This is a genomic window from Actinoallomurus rhizosphaericola, assembly GCF_024055675.1.
In the GTDB taxonomy this organism is placed as follows: Bacteria; Actinomycetota; Actinomycetes; order Streptosporangiales; family Streptosporangiaceae; genus Actinoallomurus; species Actinoallomurus soli.
The window spans coordinates 214629-228162 of record NZ_JAMXMW010000003.1 but is presented as its reverse complement, the minus strand read 5'-3'; the positions used below and the strand labels follow the sequence as shown (position 1 = coordinate 228162).

At 71.7% G+C, this 13534-nt stretch carries 13 protein-coding genes; 4 read left to right on the top strand and 9 right to left on the bottom strand.

Annotation, left to right across the window (positions count from 1 at the left end):
* Window positions 1–346: 346 nt before the first annotated feature.
* The 5 genes from NE234_RS08735 to NE234_RS08715 form a co-directional block, all read right to left on the bottom strand.
* Complete coding sequence (locus NE234_RS08735; protein ID WP_252778376.1) at window positions 347–1126, bottom strand: sirohydrochlorin chelatase; 780 nt, start codon at window positions 1124–1126, stop codon at window positions 347–349.
* The gene (locus tag NE234_RS08730) at window positions 1108–1821 is read right to left on the bottom strand and encodes a phosphoadenylyl-sulfate reductase (RefSeq protein WP_252778375.1); all 714 of its coding nucleotides are present in this window, start codon (window positions 1819–1821) and stop codon (window positions 1108–1110) included. The genes NE234_RS08735 and NE234_RS08730 overlap by 19 nt, the downstream gene beginning before the upstream one ends.
* Window positions 1818–1994 (bottom strand): Insertion element protein, encoded by a 177-nt coding sequence (locus NE234_RS08725; RefSeq protein ID WP_252778374.1) that lies wholly within the window; start codon window positions 1992–1994, stop codon window positions 1818–1820. The genes NE234_RS08730 and NE234_RS08725 overlap by 4 nt, the downstream gene beginning before the upstream one ends.
* Window positions 1991–3646 carry a nitrite/sulfite reductase gene (locus tag NE234_RS08720; RefSeq protein ID WP_252778373.1) on the bottom strand — a complete coding sequence of 552 codons (1656 nt, stop codon included), beginning with the start codon at window positions 3644–3646 and terminating at the stop codon, window positions 1991–1993. The genes NE234_RS08725 and NE234_RS08720 overlap by 4 nt, the downstream gene beginning before the upstream one ends.
* Window positions 3647–4024: 378 nt before the next feature.
* On the bottom strand, window positions 4025–4183 hold the full coding sequence (locus NE234_RS08715) for a hypothetical protein (RefSeq protein WP_252778372.1): 159 nt from the start codon (window positions 4181–4183) through the stop codon (window positions 4025–4027).
* Window positions 4184–4267: 84 nt separating this feature from the next.
* Between NE234_RS08715 and NE234_RS08710 the strand changes: the two genes are divergently transcribed.
* Window positions 4268–5050, top strand: a complete 783-nt coding sequence (locus tag NE234_RS08710) for a TIGR03084 family metal-binding protein (protein WP_252778371.1) — start codon at window positions 4268–4270, stop codon at window positions 5048–5050.
* A gap of 193 nt (window positions 5051–5243) precedes the next feature.
* On the top strand, window positions 5244–6191 hold the full coding sequence (locus tag NE234_RS08705) for a YihY/virulence factor BrkB family protein (protein ID WP_252778370.1): 948 nt from the start codon (window positions 5244–5246) through the stop codon (window positions 6189–6191).
* 262 nt (window positions 6192–6453) lie between these two features.
* On the opposite strand, the gene NE234_RS08700 is transcribed toward NE234_RS08705, so the two are convergent.
* The 3 genes from NE234_RS08700 to NE234_RS08690 all read right to left on the bottom strand — a co-directional run bounded on the left by NE234_RS08700 (window position 6454) and on the right by NE234_RS08690 (window position 10693).
* A complete protein-coding gene (locus tag NE234_RS08700; RefSeq protein ID WP_252778369.1) occupies window positions 6454–8079 on the bottom strand; it encodes a phospholipase C in 1626 nt (541 codons plus the stop codon).
* A 221-nt stretch (window positions 8080–8300) separates the two neighbouring features.
* The gene (gene efeB, locus NE234_RS08695; protein ID WP_252778368.1) at window positions 8301–9545 is read right to left on the bottom strand and encodes an iron uptake transporter deferrochelatase/peroxidase subunit; all 1245 of its coding nucleotides are present in this window, start codon (window positions 9543–9545) and stop codon (window positions 8301–8303) included.
* Window positions 9545–10693 carry an EfeM/EfeO family lipoprotein gene (locus NE234_RS08690; RefSeq protein WP_252778367.1) on the bottom strand — a complete coding sequence of 383 codons (1149 nt, stop codon included), beginning with the start codon at window positions 10691–10693 and terminating at the stop codon, window positions 9545–9547. Before NE234_RS08690 ends, efeB begins: the two co-directional genes overlap by 1 nt.
* A gap of 370 nt (window positions 10694–11063) precedes the next feature.
* On the opposite strand from NE234_RS08690, the gene NE234_RS08685 reads away from it, so the two are divergent.
* On the top strand, window positions 11064–11975 hold the full coding sequence (locus NE234_RS08685) for a sucrase ferredoxin (RefSeq protein WP_252778366.1): 912 nt from the start codon (window positions 11064–11066) through the stop codon (window positions 11973–11975).
* Window positions 11976–12131: 156 nt separating this feature from the next.
* Window positions 12132–12428 carry a WhiB family transcriptional regulator gene (locus NE234_RS08680; protein WP_252778365.1) on the top strand — a complete coding sequence of 99 codons (297 nt, stop codon included), beginning with the start codon at window positions 12132–12134 and terminating at the stop codon, window positions 12426–12428.
* A 398-nt stretch (window positions 12429–12826) separates the two neighbouring features.
* Here the strand turns inward: NE234_RS08680 and NE234_RS08675 are convergent, their stop codons facing one another.
* Window positions 12827–13474: a phosphoribosyltransferase gene (locus NE234_RS08675; RefSeq protein ID WP_252778364.1), complete on the bottom strand. Its 648-nt coding sequence runs from the start codon at window positions 13472–13474 to the stop codon at window positions 12827–12829.
* Window positions 13475–13534: the final 60 nt, after the last annotated feature.

Here is a 13534-nt window from a genome sequence, read left to right as displayed (position 1 = left end):
TATGAACCGTCTCGGCTCTGTACGGAGGCCCTCACGCGTCTTCGCGCTGCGCCGTCTGCGCTGGTGGGCCGGCCGCCGCCGGCGGATGTCCGGGAGGCGCATGGGGGGCGTCCCTCCGGACTTAGTGGGAACATAGCAGACAAATATCGGCCGACCAAATACCTATGTTTGCGACATGGCTCACATCGCGGGCCGGAATAGATGATCGCTAAAAGATCGTCTAATGATCGGTTCCGAATGATCGAATTTGCGCCTCGATAAAGATCGCCGAAATGGCGATCAATCGCAAAGCCTGACGGCACAAGGCTTTGCGGCGCCGGGAGGAGATACCCGCCGCGCTGGTCGCTCAGCCCGCGACCGCGACGGGACCGGCGTTGAGGAGGGCCTCCCGGTAGCGCTGCGCGGTGATCTCCGCCAGCTCCGGGACGGCGCCCAGAGCCGGCGAGACGGCCACGGCGCCGGCCGCCAGGGCCTCGTCCCGCACCTTGTCCGCGAAGAAGCCCGGGGCCAGGAAATAGGACGCCACGACCACACGCCGCGCTCCCGCCGCGTAGAGCGCGCGCACGGCCTCCGCGGGCGTGGGACGGGCCGCGGAGGCGTACGCCGGGACGACGGCGCGCCAGCCCCGCCAGCCGCGCGCCATCCGGCCGATCGTCGCGTTCGCCGCCGGATCGCTGGAGCCGGCGGCGGCGAGCACGACGGCCGTCTCCGGGTCCGGCCGGACGCCGACCTCGGCGAGCCGCCGCTCCAGGGCGCCGGTCATCAGAGGGTGGGGGCCGAGCGTGGCGCCGTAGTGCAGCGTCAGCCGCGGATAAGACGCCCGCGCCGCGCGCAGCACCCCGGGGATGTCGGTCTTGCTGTGGTACGCCGCGGTGAGCAGGAGAGGGAGCACGACGGCCTCGTCGGCCCCCTCTCCGACGAGACCACCGAGCACCTGCCCCGGCGCCGGGGGAGCGTGGTCGAGATACGAGGTCACGACCCGCACCCCCGAGGAACGGCGTACAAGATCGAGAAGTTCCTCGACCGTCGCCGCCGCCCGCGAGTCCCGGCTTCCGTGGGCCACGGCGACCAGGGGGACCGCCCCGCCGCCCCCGGATCGCCCGGCTCTCACAGGTTGATGCCGCATTCGGTCTTTCCGGTGCCGGCCCAGCGTCCGCTGCGCGGGTCCTCACCCGGCGCGACCCGCTTGGTGCAGGGCTCGCAGCCGATCGAGGGGTACCCGTCGTACTGCAGCGGGTTCACCAGGATGCCGTGCTCCTCGATGTAGCCGTGCAGGTCGTCCTGGGTCCAGCGGGCGAGGGGGTTGACCTTGACCTTGCCGCGCGCGGCGTTCCACTCGACCACGCGCGCGCCGCGCCGGTGCGAGGTCTCCTCGCGCCGGATCCCGGTGATCCAGGCGAGGTACGGCTCCAGCGCGCGGTTCAGCGGCTCCACCTTGCGCAGGTGGCAGCACAGGTCCGGGTTCCGCCCGTACAGCCGGGGACCGAGGTCGCGCTCCTGCTCGGCGACCGTACGGGAGGAGGTGACGTTCACCACGTTCACCGGGTAGACGGCCTCGACCGCGTCGCGGGTGCCGATCGTCTCGGCGAAGTGGTAGCCCGTGTCGACGAACAGCACGTCGATCCCGGGCCGGACCTTTGAGGCGATGTCGACCAGCACGGCGTCCTTCATGGACGACGTCACGCAGATCCGGTCGCCGAAGGTCGCGATCGACCAGCGGACGATCTCCTCGGCGGACGCCTCCTCGAGCGCGTCGGCGGCCGATTCGACGATGTCGGTGAGGTCGAGCGCGGCGGTGGGGCGTTCGAACAGGAGCGTCATGCCGAGCCCTCCCGCCGGGGAGCGCCGGCCGAGCTCAGCGCGCCGAACCCGACGAAGCGGAGCCGGAACGCCCGCGTGCAGGCGCGGCAGTGCCAGCCGCCGTCGCTCTCGTACGGCTCCAGGTCCTCGTCCCCGCAGTAGGGGCAGTAGAAGGGAACGGCCCTCTCGGTCACTTCAGCTCACCTTCCTCGGCACGCTGCACCCAGGCGGCGAAGGACTCACCGTCGTTCCTGCCCTGCTGGAAGTTGCGGAGCACCCGCTCCACGTAGTCCGGCAGCTCCTCGGCGGTGGTCTTCAGGCCGCGGATCTTCTTGCCGAACTCGCCGCCGATCGAGCCGCCCAGGTGGACCTGAAAGCCCTCGACCTGCTCGCCGTTCGCGTCCGTGACCAGCTGGCCCTTCAACCCGATGTCGGCGGTCTGGATGCGGGCGCAGGAGTTCGGGCAGCCGTTGATGTTGATCGTCAGCGGCTCGTCGAAGTCCGGCAGGCGCTGCTCCAGCTCCTCGATCAGGTCCATGCCGCGCTGCTTGGTCTCGACGATGGCGAGCTTGCAGTACTCGATGCCGGTGCAGGCCATCGTCTGGCGCCGGAACGTCGACGGGCGGACCCGCAGGTCGTGCGCCTCCAGCTCGGCGGCCAGCTCCTCGGTCCGGTCCTCCGGAACGTCCAGGATGACCATCTTCTGCTCGGTCGTCGTGTGCACCCGGCCGGAGCCGTACTCCTCGGCCAGGTCCGCGATGACGTGCAGCAGGTCGCCGTTGATCCGGCCGACCTTCGGCGCGAAGCCGACGTAGTACCGGCCGTCGCGCTGCCGGTGGATGCCGACGTGATCCCGGCGCTGGTCCCGCGGGCCACCGGGCGCCGGCCCGTCCGCCAGGGCGTACCCGAGGTACTCCTTCTCCAGGACCTCGCGGAAGCGCTCCGGGCCCCAGTCGTTCATCAGGAACTTGAGCCGGGCGCGGTGACGGAGGCGGCGGTAACCGTAGTCGCGGAAGATCCCGGTGATGCCCGCCCAGACCTCGTGGACCTGCTCCGGCCGGACGAACGCGCCCAGCCGCTTGGCGAACATCGGGTTCGTGGACAGGCCGCCGCCCGCCCAGACGTCGTAGCCGGCCTCGCCCTCGTCGTTGACCACGCCGACGAACGCGATGTCGTTGATCTCGTGGATCGTGCACTGGGCGGTGCAGCCGGACAGCGCCGTCTTGAACTTGCGCGGCAGGTTCGAGAAGTCCGGGCTGCCGATGTACCGGTCGTGGATCTCGCGGAGCTGCGGCGTCGCGTCGATGACCTCGTCGGCGTCGATCCCGGCCAGCGGGCAGCCGAGGATGACGCGCGGCGTGTCGCCGCAGGCCTCGGTGGTGTGCAGCCCGACCGCCTCCAGGGCCTCCCAGATGGCCGGGACGTTCTCGATCTCGACCCAGTGCAGCTGGATGTTCTGCCGGTCGGTGATGTCCGCGGTGCCCCGGGCGTACTTCGACGACACGTCGGCGATCGTCCGTAGCTGGTCGAGGTTCAGCCGGCCGCCGTCGATGCGGACGCGCAGCATGAAGTACCGGTCGTCGAGCTCCTCGGGCTCAAGCACGGCCGTCTTGCCGCCGTCGATGCCGGGCCGGCGCTGCGTGTACAGGCCGTACCAGCGGAACCGGCCCCGCAGGTCCGCGGGGTCGATGGAGTCGAAGCCACCCTTGGCGTAGATGTCGATGATGCGACGGCGGACGTTCAGGCCGTCGTCGTTCTTCTTGCTCTCTTCGTTCTTGTTGAGCGGTTCACGGTAGCCCAGGGCCCATTGGCCCTCGCCCCGTTTCCGCTGCGTACGGGATGGCATCGTGCGCGTCCTCCGTGGTCGTGGGGGACGCGAAGCACGCCGGCAGATCGCACTGCTGGCTCAACGCTGAGCTGTGTGGGGAATGACACCGGCATACCGCGCGCCCGTGAGGCAGTGGCGGTGGTCAGGTGTCAGCGACAGATCGCGCTGCCCACGCGGAGATAGTCGACGTGCCGGCGCATAACCAGCAACGGATCCGCAGCAGCCATGCCTCGATGATGACATGTGGTTCGATGACTGTCCAACCATGTCCGGAATGCGGACGTCCGTCGCATTGGTCCGTGGACAGGCGACCAAGCCATCGGCGGGCGGCCACGTGATCCGTGGACGGAAGGCCGGGCCTGGTGGCCGTACGGCTCGGGGACGGGCGGCCGCACCTCAGCCCTGCCGGAGCCAGTTGATGTCCGGCTCGGTGCCCTCGGCGGGAGCGGGGCCCTCCTCGGGGGCATCGGCTTCGGGCGGCAGGTGCTGGCAGTCGCACCACGTGCCGCCGCGGCACTCGCCGTGCCGCCGCTCACGACACGCTTCGCAGATCACGTGTTCATTGTGCCCACTCGGCGCCGTCTCATCGCCGGCGCCGGGAGCGGGCGCGACCGAACTCCGTTCTGTACGCTGTGGCGCGTGGCCGTGGCGATGGATCGACTGCTCACCGACCTGCGCGAGGAGACGGGCGACCTCGAACGCCTCCTCGGACCGGACGCCTGGGACCTGCCCACGCCCGCCGAGGGCTGGACCGTACGCGACCAGGTGACCCACCTGGCCTGGTTCGATGAGGCCGCCGTCCGCGCCGTGACGGACCCCGGCGCCTTCCGCGAGGAGGTCCGCCGGCTGGTGGAGGAGGGTTTCGACACCGACCGGATCGTGGAGGAGCGGCGCTCCATGCCCGGCGACGAGGTCCTGGAGTGGTTCCGTACCGCCCGGGGCCGCATGATCGAGGCGCTGACGGTCCTCGACCCGAAGGCCCGGATCCCCTGGTACGGCCCTGACATGGGCGCGGCCTCCTTCGCGACGGCGCGCCTGATGGAGACGTGGGCGCACGGCCAGGACGTGGCGGACGCCGTCGGCGTCCGGCGCGAGCCCACCGACCGGCTCCGCCACGTCGCCCAGATCGGTGTGCGGACCCTGTCGTGGAGTTTCGTCGTCCGCGGCAGGCCGGCGCCGCAGGCGCCGGTGCGCGTCGAGCTCACGCTTCCCGGCGGCGACGTGTGGACCGCGGGCCCGGAGGACGCCGCGGACGTCGTGCGCGGCCCGGCGCTGGACTTCTGCCTGCTCGTGACGCAGCGACGGAACCGCGCCGACGTCGGCCTCACGGTCGCCGGACCGGTCGCGGAGGAGTGGATGAGCATCGCGCAGGCGTTCGCCGGGCCACCCGGCAGCGGTCGGCCGCCCGGCCGATTCGCCTGAGATGTGATGATCGTCACAGCTAGGTGATGCGTCCGCCGCTCCGACCGGGTCATCTCAGGGAGGAGCCTTCGTATCCCCGCTCCGGACGGGGATCTCCGGCCCCGGCCCGGGTCCGGGGCGACCGGCCGGAGGCGATCGGCGAGATGAGCGTCATGCCGCACACCGGGCGTATCAGCCCCTACGGTAGAGCCCCATGACCACCGCCTCCGATGCCTCGACGGGCGTTTCCGGGCCGTCCGCCGTCGCACGGATGCGTTCCGCCGCCTGGCAGGTCGTCCGTGGCACGACCCTGTCGGCGTTCCGCTACCGGGTGACCGGGCTGGCCGCCGAGGCGGCCTTCTTCACCCTCCTGTCGCTGCCGCCCCTGGCGCTCGGCCTGATCGGCCTGCTCGGGCACTTCCGGAACCTGCTCGGCGCGACGACGATCAGCGAGACCCGTGAGTGGGTGCTGGACCGCGCCCAGACGGTGCTCACCGAGCAGACCGTCAAGTCCGTCGTCGAGCCGCTGCTCGACGAGGTGCTGCGCGGCGGCCAGGTCGGGATCGTCTCGATCAGCTTCCTGATCTCCCTGTGGGCCGGCTCGCGCGCGCTGAACGTCTATGTCGACACGATCACGATCGCGCACGGCCTGTCCGGCGTGCGCGGCGTGATCCGTACCCGCCTGCGCGCGTTCTTCCTCTACCTCGCGGGGATCGGCGTCGGACTGGTCATCATCCCCGTGCTGGTCGCCGGGCCGACCCTGGTCCTGCACTGGGTCCCGGCCGGGGCCGTGGTCGTGCGGATCCTCTACTGGCCGATCCTCGTCATCGTCGCCGTCATCTTCCTGGCGCTGCTCTACCACCTGAGCGTCCCCGTACGGACGGCCTGGTGGCGGGAGATTCCCGGCGGGGTCACGGCCATGGCCATCTGGGGGCTCGGCAGCCTCGTGCTGCGGCTCTACCTGGACGGCTCCACGACGGCCGTGTCGGTGTACGGGTCGCTGGGCGCGGCCATCGCCGTGCTCGCCTGGCTGTACGTCACCGCGCTGGCCGTGCTGATCGGCGCGGCCCTGAACGCCGAGATCGACAAACTCTGGCCGGGGGAGTTCACCTCGCGCGCCCGCCTGGAGGACGACGCCCCCGCCCCCGGCCGCGAGCCCTGAGGCCCTCCGCGCGGCCGCGGGCGGGCCGTAAGCACTGAGGCCCTCGGCGCAGCCGCGGGCGGGCCGTGAGCCCTGACGTCTTTCGCCCGGCCACGGGGGCGGGCCCTGAGCCGTGGAGCCTCTCGCCCCGGGCCCATGAGGCCGTGAGTCCTGACGCCCCCCGGACATGGCGGAAGCCCCCCGCCGAGGCGGGGGGCTTCCAGGGTGGTGGACTCGGGGCTCCGGGACCGGGGTCGTGGAGCCCCGAGGACGAGACGTCCGCTCAGTGGAAGGCCGGGGCGCCGGACTTCGGGTCGAGGATCAGACGGCCCGCGCGCGGGTGACGGAAGTCGAACATGCCGCTCAGGCTTCCGGCCCGCTGGTCGAACGACGCGTCGCCGATCCGGCCGACGCCCCAGTTGTCCTCGATGAACTTCAGCACCGACGTCTGCTCGGTGTAGCGGTGGTCGACGTGGTTGACCTTCGCGTACGGCGAGACGACGAGGAGCGGGAGGCGCTGGCTCGGGCCACAGCGGTCCTGGTAGCCGCCGGCGACCTTGGCCTTGCCGCACAGCGTCGTGTCCTGCGCGGCGTCCGTGGAGCCGTTGAGGATCCGCGGGGCCTTGTGGTCGTACCAGCCGTCGGAGTCGTCGTAGGCGAGGACGACCGCGGTGGAGCTCCACTCGGGCGACTTCTGCAGCTTGTTGATCGTGTTGACGATGAACTGCTGCTCGTCGAGCGGGTCGGAGTAGCCGGCGTGGCCGTCCTGGTACTCGGCGGCCTTGAGGAAGCTCACCGCGGGCAGGTTGTGCGCCGCGAGCGCCGCGTCGAAGTCGCTCAGGTCGTACTGGTGGTTGGCCTGGTCGGTGCGGCCGATCGCGGCGACCGAGGACGGCGGCAGGTGCTTCTCGTTGGCCGTCGACTTGTAGTACTGGAACGGCTCGTGGTGCGGGCTGTAGTCGGTGGCGTTGATGCCGCCGACGTTCGGGTGCGCCGAGCCGCAGACGGCGTAGCCGTTCGCGGTGCCGGTGGGCCGGAAGCCGCCCTGGAACCAGCCCCAGGTGACCTTGTTCTTGTTGAGCAGGTCACCGATGTTCTGCCCGGTCATCACGGCCAGGTTGTTCTTGGACGTGTGGTTGCTGTCCGAGCAGTCGTCGAACGCCGGGTCCGGGTCGTTGATGACCGTGCCGACGCCGTTCGCGTCCGGCGACTGGACGACGTACGAGTCGCTGACCTTGTTGTGGGTCACCGGGTCGACGGCGTAGCCGCCGTGCGTCTGGCCCGAGATCAGGTTGAGCGCACCCGGCGTGGACGGCCCGAAGACCGTGTCCCAGGAGTTGTCGCTCATCGCGTAGTTCTGGGCGTAGTTCCACAGCGCGGTGACGGTGTTGCCGTCGTAGTAGTCCATCACCAGGCCGGGCTCGCCGAACAGCACGGGCTGGCCGGTGCACTTGTCCTTCTCGGTGTGCTCGACGAACCCGTCCATCTTGCCGTTGTCGACGGCCTTCTGCTCGGACCCGTAGCCGTGGTCCTGGTCGCAGGTCATCGCCTGGGCGGGAGTGAGGCGCTTGGGGTTGTACTGGTTCGGGTTGTCCTTGAGCAGCTTGTGCGTCAGCCCGTCGACGCGGGGCGTGTGCCGCTTGGCGACGAACTTGGTGCCGTCGGTGTTGGCCGCCTTCGGGTACGTGCCGAAGTAGTGGTCGAAGGAGATGTTCTCACCGAAGAGCACGACGACGTGCTTGATCGGCGTGGCGGTGCGGACCTGCGTCACGGCCGCGGTCAGCGAGGCGCCTTCATGCCGCCCGCCGCTCGCCCAGCTCGGCACCGCGGCCAGCGCGAGCGCTCCGGCCGCGGCCACCGATCCGGCGATCACCGCGGACCGTCGGCCCTTCCACTTTCCGGGACCCATCCTGTTGCCTCCTGAAGGTGTGAAACACCGGTCCTCCGATGGGAGTCCCGGCTCAGCCGGGATCCCATCGAGCCGCGACGACGATCACGCTGACGTAAGATGACGCGCGCGTGAACAGGACGCCATGGCTCCAAAAAATCTCTTTAGACGATCTTTATACGATCTCGAGGTCGTCTGTCCCGCGAATGACCGGCTCGACCCATATGGGGCCTGTGTGGCGGTCAGCTCAGGAGGGCGCGGGCGAAGAAGTCCGAGGCGTCACGAACGCCGGGCAGCGCGAAGAAGTAGCCGCCGCCGAACGGCCGGATGTAGTCGGTGAGCGGCTCGTCCGCCAGCCGGGTCTGCACCGCCTCGAACTGCCGGGCGATGTCCTGCTGGTAACAGCTGAAGACCAGCCCCATGTCGAGGTCGCCGACCGCGTCCACGCCACGGTCGTAGTTGAAGCTGCGGCGCAGGATCCGGCTGTCGGCGGTCTGCGGTGTACGCGGGTTGGCCCGCCGGATGTGGCTCGTCAGCGGGATGACCTTGCCGATCGGGTCCGCGGTGTACCGGGGCTCGTCGAGCTCGTGGTTCCCGTCGAGGGGGGCGCCCGTGTCCCGTGCCCGGCCGAACATCTGCTCCTGCTCGGCGAGCCCCACCCGGTCCCAGAACTCCACGAGCATCCGGATGAGCCGGATCACGACGTACGAGCCGCCGGCCGTCCAGGCCGGCTCCGGCGCGTTCCGGCCCTGGCCGGTCGTGCCGGGGGCGGCCCAGACCAGACGGCTCATCTCCCGCGCGTCCGCCGCGTCGGGGTTCGCGATGCCGTCCTTGAAGCCCATGAGGTTGCGCGGCGTGCCGCTGGGCCGCGGCGGGCTGGTGAAGCCGTTGATCCGCCACCGCACCTGCATGCCGCCGCGCGTGTGCCGGGCGACGTCGCGCAGCGCGTGCACGACCGTGTCCTCGTCGTCGGCGGACAGTTGCAGGCTCAGGTCGCCGTGGCACCAGGCCGGGTCGAGCGAGTCGTTGGGGAAGGTCCGCATCGGCGTCAGGCCGGGCGGCTTCCGCGCCGCCAGTCCGTACCGGTCGTCGAACAGGGACGCGCCGACCCCGACCGTCATCATCAGCCCGCCGCCGGGCACCTCGGGCCCGAGCACCCCCGAGTCGGCGGGCGGCGCGCTGATCCCGGCGTCCACGGGCGTGCCTCCGGCGGTCAGCGCGCGGGCGCGGTCGGTGAGCGTGCGGAACAGCCCGGTGAGCTCGTCGCGGCCCGTCGCGATGACGTCGAACGACACGACGACGGTCCGCCGCCTCGGCCGCTCGAGGATGCCGGCCTGATGTACGCCGTGGAACGAACGCGCCGCGGTCCGGTCGGCGGCGATGTCGGTCACGGCGCCGGCCGCACGGGCGGCGGAGGGGCCGGCGACGGCGCCGGCCACGCCGGCGGCAAGCGCGCCGCGCAGGAAGGATCGGCGGTCGGAGGGCATCATCCCGCTCCCTGGGGGCGACGACGGGGGGCGCAGATCGTGGCGATCGGGGCGAGGCGTTCGAGCAGGTCTCCCGCGGCGCCGTTCAGGCGCTCGCGGTCGATGCGCGAGAGCGCGCCGACCGACGAGCGGCCCTTCAACAGGGCGTCCATCCGGTCCATCGACGCGTCGACGCCGGCCAGGCCCGCGTAGCGGGGGCGCAGCAGCGGGCGGAGCAGGCCGACGAGCTCCCGGGTGCCCTCGAGGTTGGCGGCGGCGGTCCGCAGCGTCGTGCCGCTGCCCTGGTCGGCCTCGCCGGTCAGCTGGAACTGCAGGGTGTTCTCCAGGACCTCGTGCGCGCGCAGCGGGAGATCGCCGGGCTCCATGCGCTCATCGGCCCACGAAGACCGCAGGGCGCGCACGTCGCGGGCGAGCCGGTCGGTCACGCCGGCCAGCGAGGCGGCGGACTCGCCGTGCCACAGGCCGTACTCCACGCGGTGGAAGCCGGTGAAGCCCGCGTCGTGGACGCCTCCGGCGAGCCCCGCAGGGAGGCCGTCGATCCGGCCGTCGAAGTCGCCGAACGTGCCGTACGCGGCCCCGAGACGCTCGTACGCGAGGTGCGCCGGCGTCCAGGCGGCCCGTGCCGCGCCGAGGTCGCCGTCGTCGACGGCGGACCGCAGGGCGTCGGTCCGGTCGACCAGGCGGTCGAGGCCGGTGGAGACGTACGTCTGGTAGGCCCGGGTCGGCGCGTACAGGTCGTTCTCGGAGACCGGGACGATCCCCGGTGTCCCGCCTCCGGCGCCGGTGATCCGCGTCACGGGGCCGGTGACCGGGTCGGCGGGTCCGTCCTGCGCGCAGCGGAAGGCGTACGAGCCGGGGCCGAGTGTGATCCGCAGCGAGCGGACGGTCCCGGGGCCCATGCCCTCCAGTTCGGCGTAGACCGCGCCCGTCCGAGGATCGAGCAGGGTGACGCTCGTCGACGTGTCGCCGTCGTTGCGCAGCGGCAGCACCTGCGGGCCCGGCCGCAGCGGCATCCGGCCGGTACCGCAGCCCGAGGCGCCGGCCTCGATCGCAGGCGCCGCCGACGGCGCCTTCGGCGCCGGGCGCGTGCCGTCGCCGGCCATGGCGAGCAGCAGGGCCGCGCCCGCTGCGAGCGCCGGCAAGCGCATCACGACTCCATCGGGTCTTCGAGGGGACCGGCGCGCGGCCGTCCCCGGTCGGTGGTCACCGGCCGCGCCGGCGCGTTGATCGCCGGGCGGGCGGACCCCGACACTCTAGAACGCCGGGACCGGCGGTCACGCCTCCGATCCGGGGCGGGCTCGGACTTCCTGCGGCAGTTCACGTCCGCGTAACCAGGGCTTCACCAGGGCCTTCTTCCCGCCTTACCCACGGAGCGAGCGGAGGGAGGTTAGGTTAGTCTCACCTAATAAGGTGGGCGTGGATGATCACGACCCGCGCCGGTCGCGATCCAGCGCCGATCCCGACGGCACTGACCATGACCGGCGCCGACTCCGACACGGCCGATCGACAGGGGACCCCTTGGCGGACCACCGCTGTGCACACTGTCCGGGAAGTCACACGGGGGAGCGCCCGTGCCTGGCCAGCGCCACGACCGGAGCGCGGTCGTGGCTGCTGATCGAGCAACCGGGGCCCTGGGCCGAACGCGTCGAGGCCACCACGGTGCCGGGGCCGGTCGCCGACGTCCTTCGCCGGGCCGGACGCCACGGCGTGCGCGTCCAGTTCATCCGGGCCCCGCGCGGGAGACGCCCGACGCCTCCGCTGTGGGTCTACACCGGTTTCTCCGGCGACAGCGCCCCTGACGGCCGGCCCGTGACACCCTGGCTGGAAGGGCGGGAGCTGACCCGCCCGGAGGAACTGGCCGGCCTCGACCTGGCGGCGGTGGCGGCCGGGCGGCCTCCCGGGTTCGGCGGGCCGGTCGCGGATCCGCTTCTGCTCGTCTGCGCACACGGCCGCCGGAACGCCTGCTGCGCACGGACCGGCGCGCCGCTGGCCCGCGCCCTGCGCGAGCGCTTCGGATCACAAGTGTGGGAAACGACACATGTCGGCGGTGACCGCTACGCCGCCAACCTCGTCTGCCTCCCACACGGTCTGTACTACGGCGACCTGGACGAACGGCGCGCGGTGGCCGCCGCGACGGCCTACCGGTACGGAGAAGTGGTGCTCGACCGCTACCGTGGACGTGCGGGCCTGCCCGAGCCGGTGCAGGCCGCCGAGCACTTCGTGCGGGCGCACACCGGGATCCTCGCCGTAGGCGGCGTCGCGGTCGAGTCGATGGTCGGAGACACCGCCGTCGTACGCGCCGGCCAGGCGCGATACCGCGTCAGGGTCGAGCGGGCGGACCTCGGCGGCTGCGGCGCGGAGTGTTCGGAGAACCTCGCCACGTATGTTAAAAGGGACCTGGCCCTTCTCAACGGGGCGGCCCTCGTGTAGCCTCTCCGAGGCCCTATTCGCCGTTCCCGAGGGGACACGGCGGCTCTCGGGGAACATCACGGCGCTTCAAGACGTTGCAAGATTTTGCGCGCTTCTTACTGCTGTAGCGCCCGTGACCGAAATTTGCTCACCAGCAAGCTACGAGGTGGTAGTTCTATGGCTCAGGTACGTCGGCAGGCAAACCTCCCCCGTCCCAGCTGGGGCTGGCAGGACGCTGCCGAGTGCCGGGGGGAGGACCTCATCCTGTTCTTCGGCCCCGACGGCGAGCGTCAGCCGGAGCGTGAGATCCGCGAGCGTAAGGCCAAGGCCGTGTGCATGCGCTGCCCCGTGCGCACCGAATGCCTTGACTACGCCGTCTCCCGGCCCGAGAAGTACGGCACATGGGGCGGCCTGAACGAAGACGAGCGCGCCTCCGAGCGTCGCCGTCGCATGCGTCGCGCCAACGCCGCGTAGCGTTTCCTCCGCTACCCGCGGCCGCGCGACCAGGGCCCGACGACTGCGGGCCGAACGGCGAGAGCGCCGAAAACCTCAGATGCTTCACCCCTTCATGCGGCGGGCGGACCATTCCCCCAAGAGCCGGGCGACCTCCTCGAGTGCGCCCGGCTCGCTGCACGGATGACCCGGGCCAGGCACCATCACGGTCGCCGTCTCGGTCGTCATCCGTGCGGCCGCCCGCCCGCTCGGCGACGGCACGTCCAGGTCGCGTCCGCCCCACGATCAACAGTGTAGGCGCACGTACGACCGCTGAGGACTGGCCGACGAGGCCGGACGGCCGCCGCGGGACACCACCGCAGCGGCGCGCCGGCGGCCGCTTCGGCGGCGCGGACTCCCACGTCACGGCGGGGACGGCGTCAGAGCAACCTCTGCACGTCGTCGTCGGACAGCTGGTCGAAGCGCACGTACCACTGCCCCACCGCGCGGAACGTCCAGGGGGCCGCCAGCACCACGACCTCGTCGGCGTCGCGGGCGAGGGCCTTCACCGTCTGCGCTGCTCCGACCGGTACGGCGAGGACGAGCCGTCGGGGTTCTCCCGCCCGGACCGCCGCGAGCGCGGCCCGTGCCGTACCGCCCGTGGCCAGGCCGTCGTCGACGACCACGACGTTCCGGTCCTTGACGGACGGCAACGCCCGGTCGCCCCGGTAGGCCGCGACACGGCGCGCGAGTTCGGCGCGCTCGCGTCGTACGGTCTCCTCCACATCCGCCCGGGTCAGCCCCACCCTGCGCATCAGGTCGGCGTCGAAGACGGGCTCCCCGCCCTCGGCGATCGCGCCCACGCCCAGCTCGGGCTGGCCCGGGCAGCCGATCTTCCGGGTCACCAGGACGCCGAGCGGCGCGTCCAGGCGGCGGGCGATCTCCCGGCCGACCGGTACGCCGCCACGGGGCAGGGCGAGGACGAGCGGATCGGCGAGCCCCAGCGGCACGAGTTCCTCCGCGAGCAGGCGTCCGGCCTCGGCGCGATCGGTGAAGGGCAGCCGTACGCCCTGACGGCTCCAACCCACGACGACCACCTCGCACGGATGAGGGGGCCTTTGAGCGGCCTTTCATCACAGCCCTACCCA

Excerpts from the sequence above, each read along its gene's own strand:
- NE234_RS08700 (WP_252778369.1), bottom strand. The coding sequence starts at position 8,079 with ATGGGTCCCGGAAAGTGGAAGGGCCGACGGTCCGCGGTGATCGCCGGA.
- NE234_RS08680 (WP_252778365.1), top strand. The coding sequence starts at position 12,132 with ATGGCTCAGGTACGTCGGCAGGCAAACCTCCCCCGTCCCAGCTGGGGC.
- NE234_RS08705 (WP_252778370.1), top strand. The coding sequence starts at position 5,244 with ATGACCACCGCCTCCGATGCCTCGACGGGCGTTTCCGGGCCGTCCGCC.
- NE234_RS08690 (WP_252778367.1), bottom strand. The coding sequence starts at position 10,693 with ATGCGCTTGCCGGCGCTCGCAGCGGGCGCGGCCCTGCTGCTCGCCATG.
- efeB (WP_252778368.1), bottom strand. The coding sequence starts at position 9,545 with ATGCCCTCCGACCGCCGATCCTTCCTGCGCGGCGCGCTTGCCGCCGGC.
- NE234_RS08720 (WP_252778373.1), bottom strand. The coding sequence starts at position 3,646 with ATGCCATCCCGTACGCAGCGGAAACGGGGCGAGGGCCAATGGGCCCTG.
- NE234_RS08730 (WP_252778375.1), bottom strand. The coding sequence starts at position 1,821 with ATGACGCTCCTGTTCGAACGCCCCACCGCCGCGCTCGACCTCACCGAC.
- NE234_RS08735 (WP_252778376.1), bottom strand. The coding sequence starts at position 1,126 with ATGCGGCATCAACCTGTGAGAGCCGGGCGATCCGGGGGCGGCGGGGCG.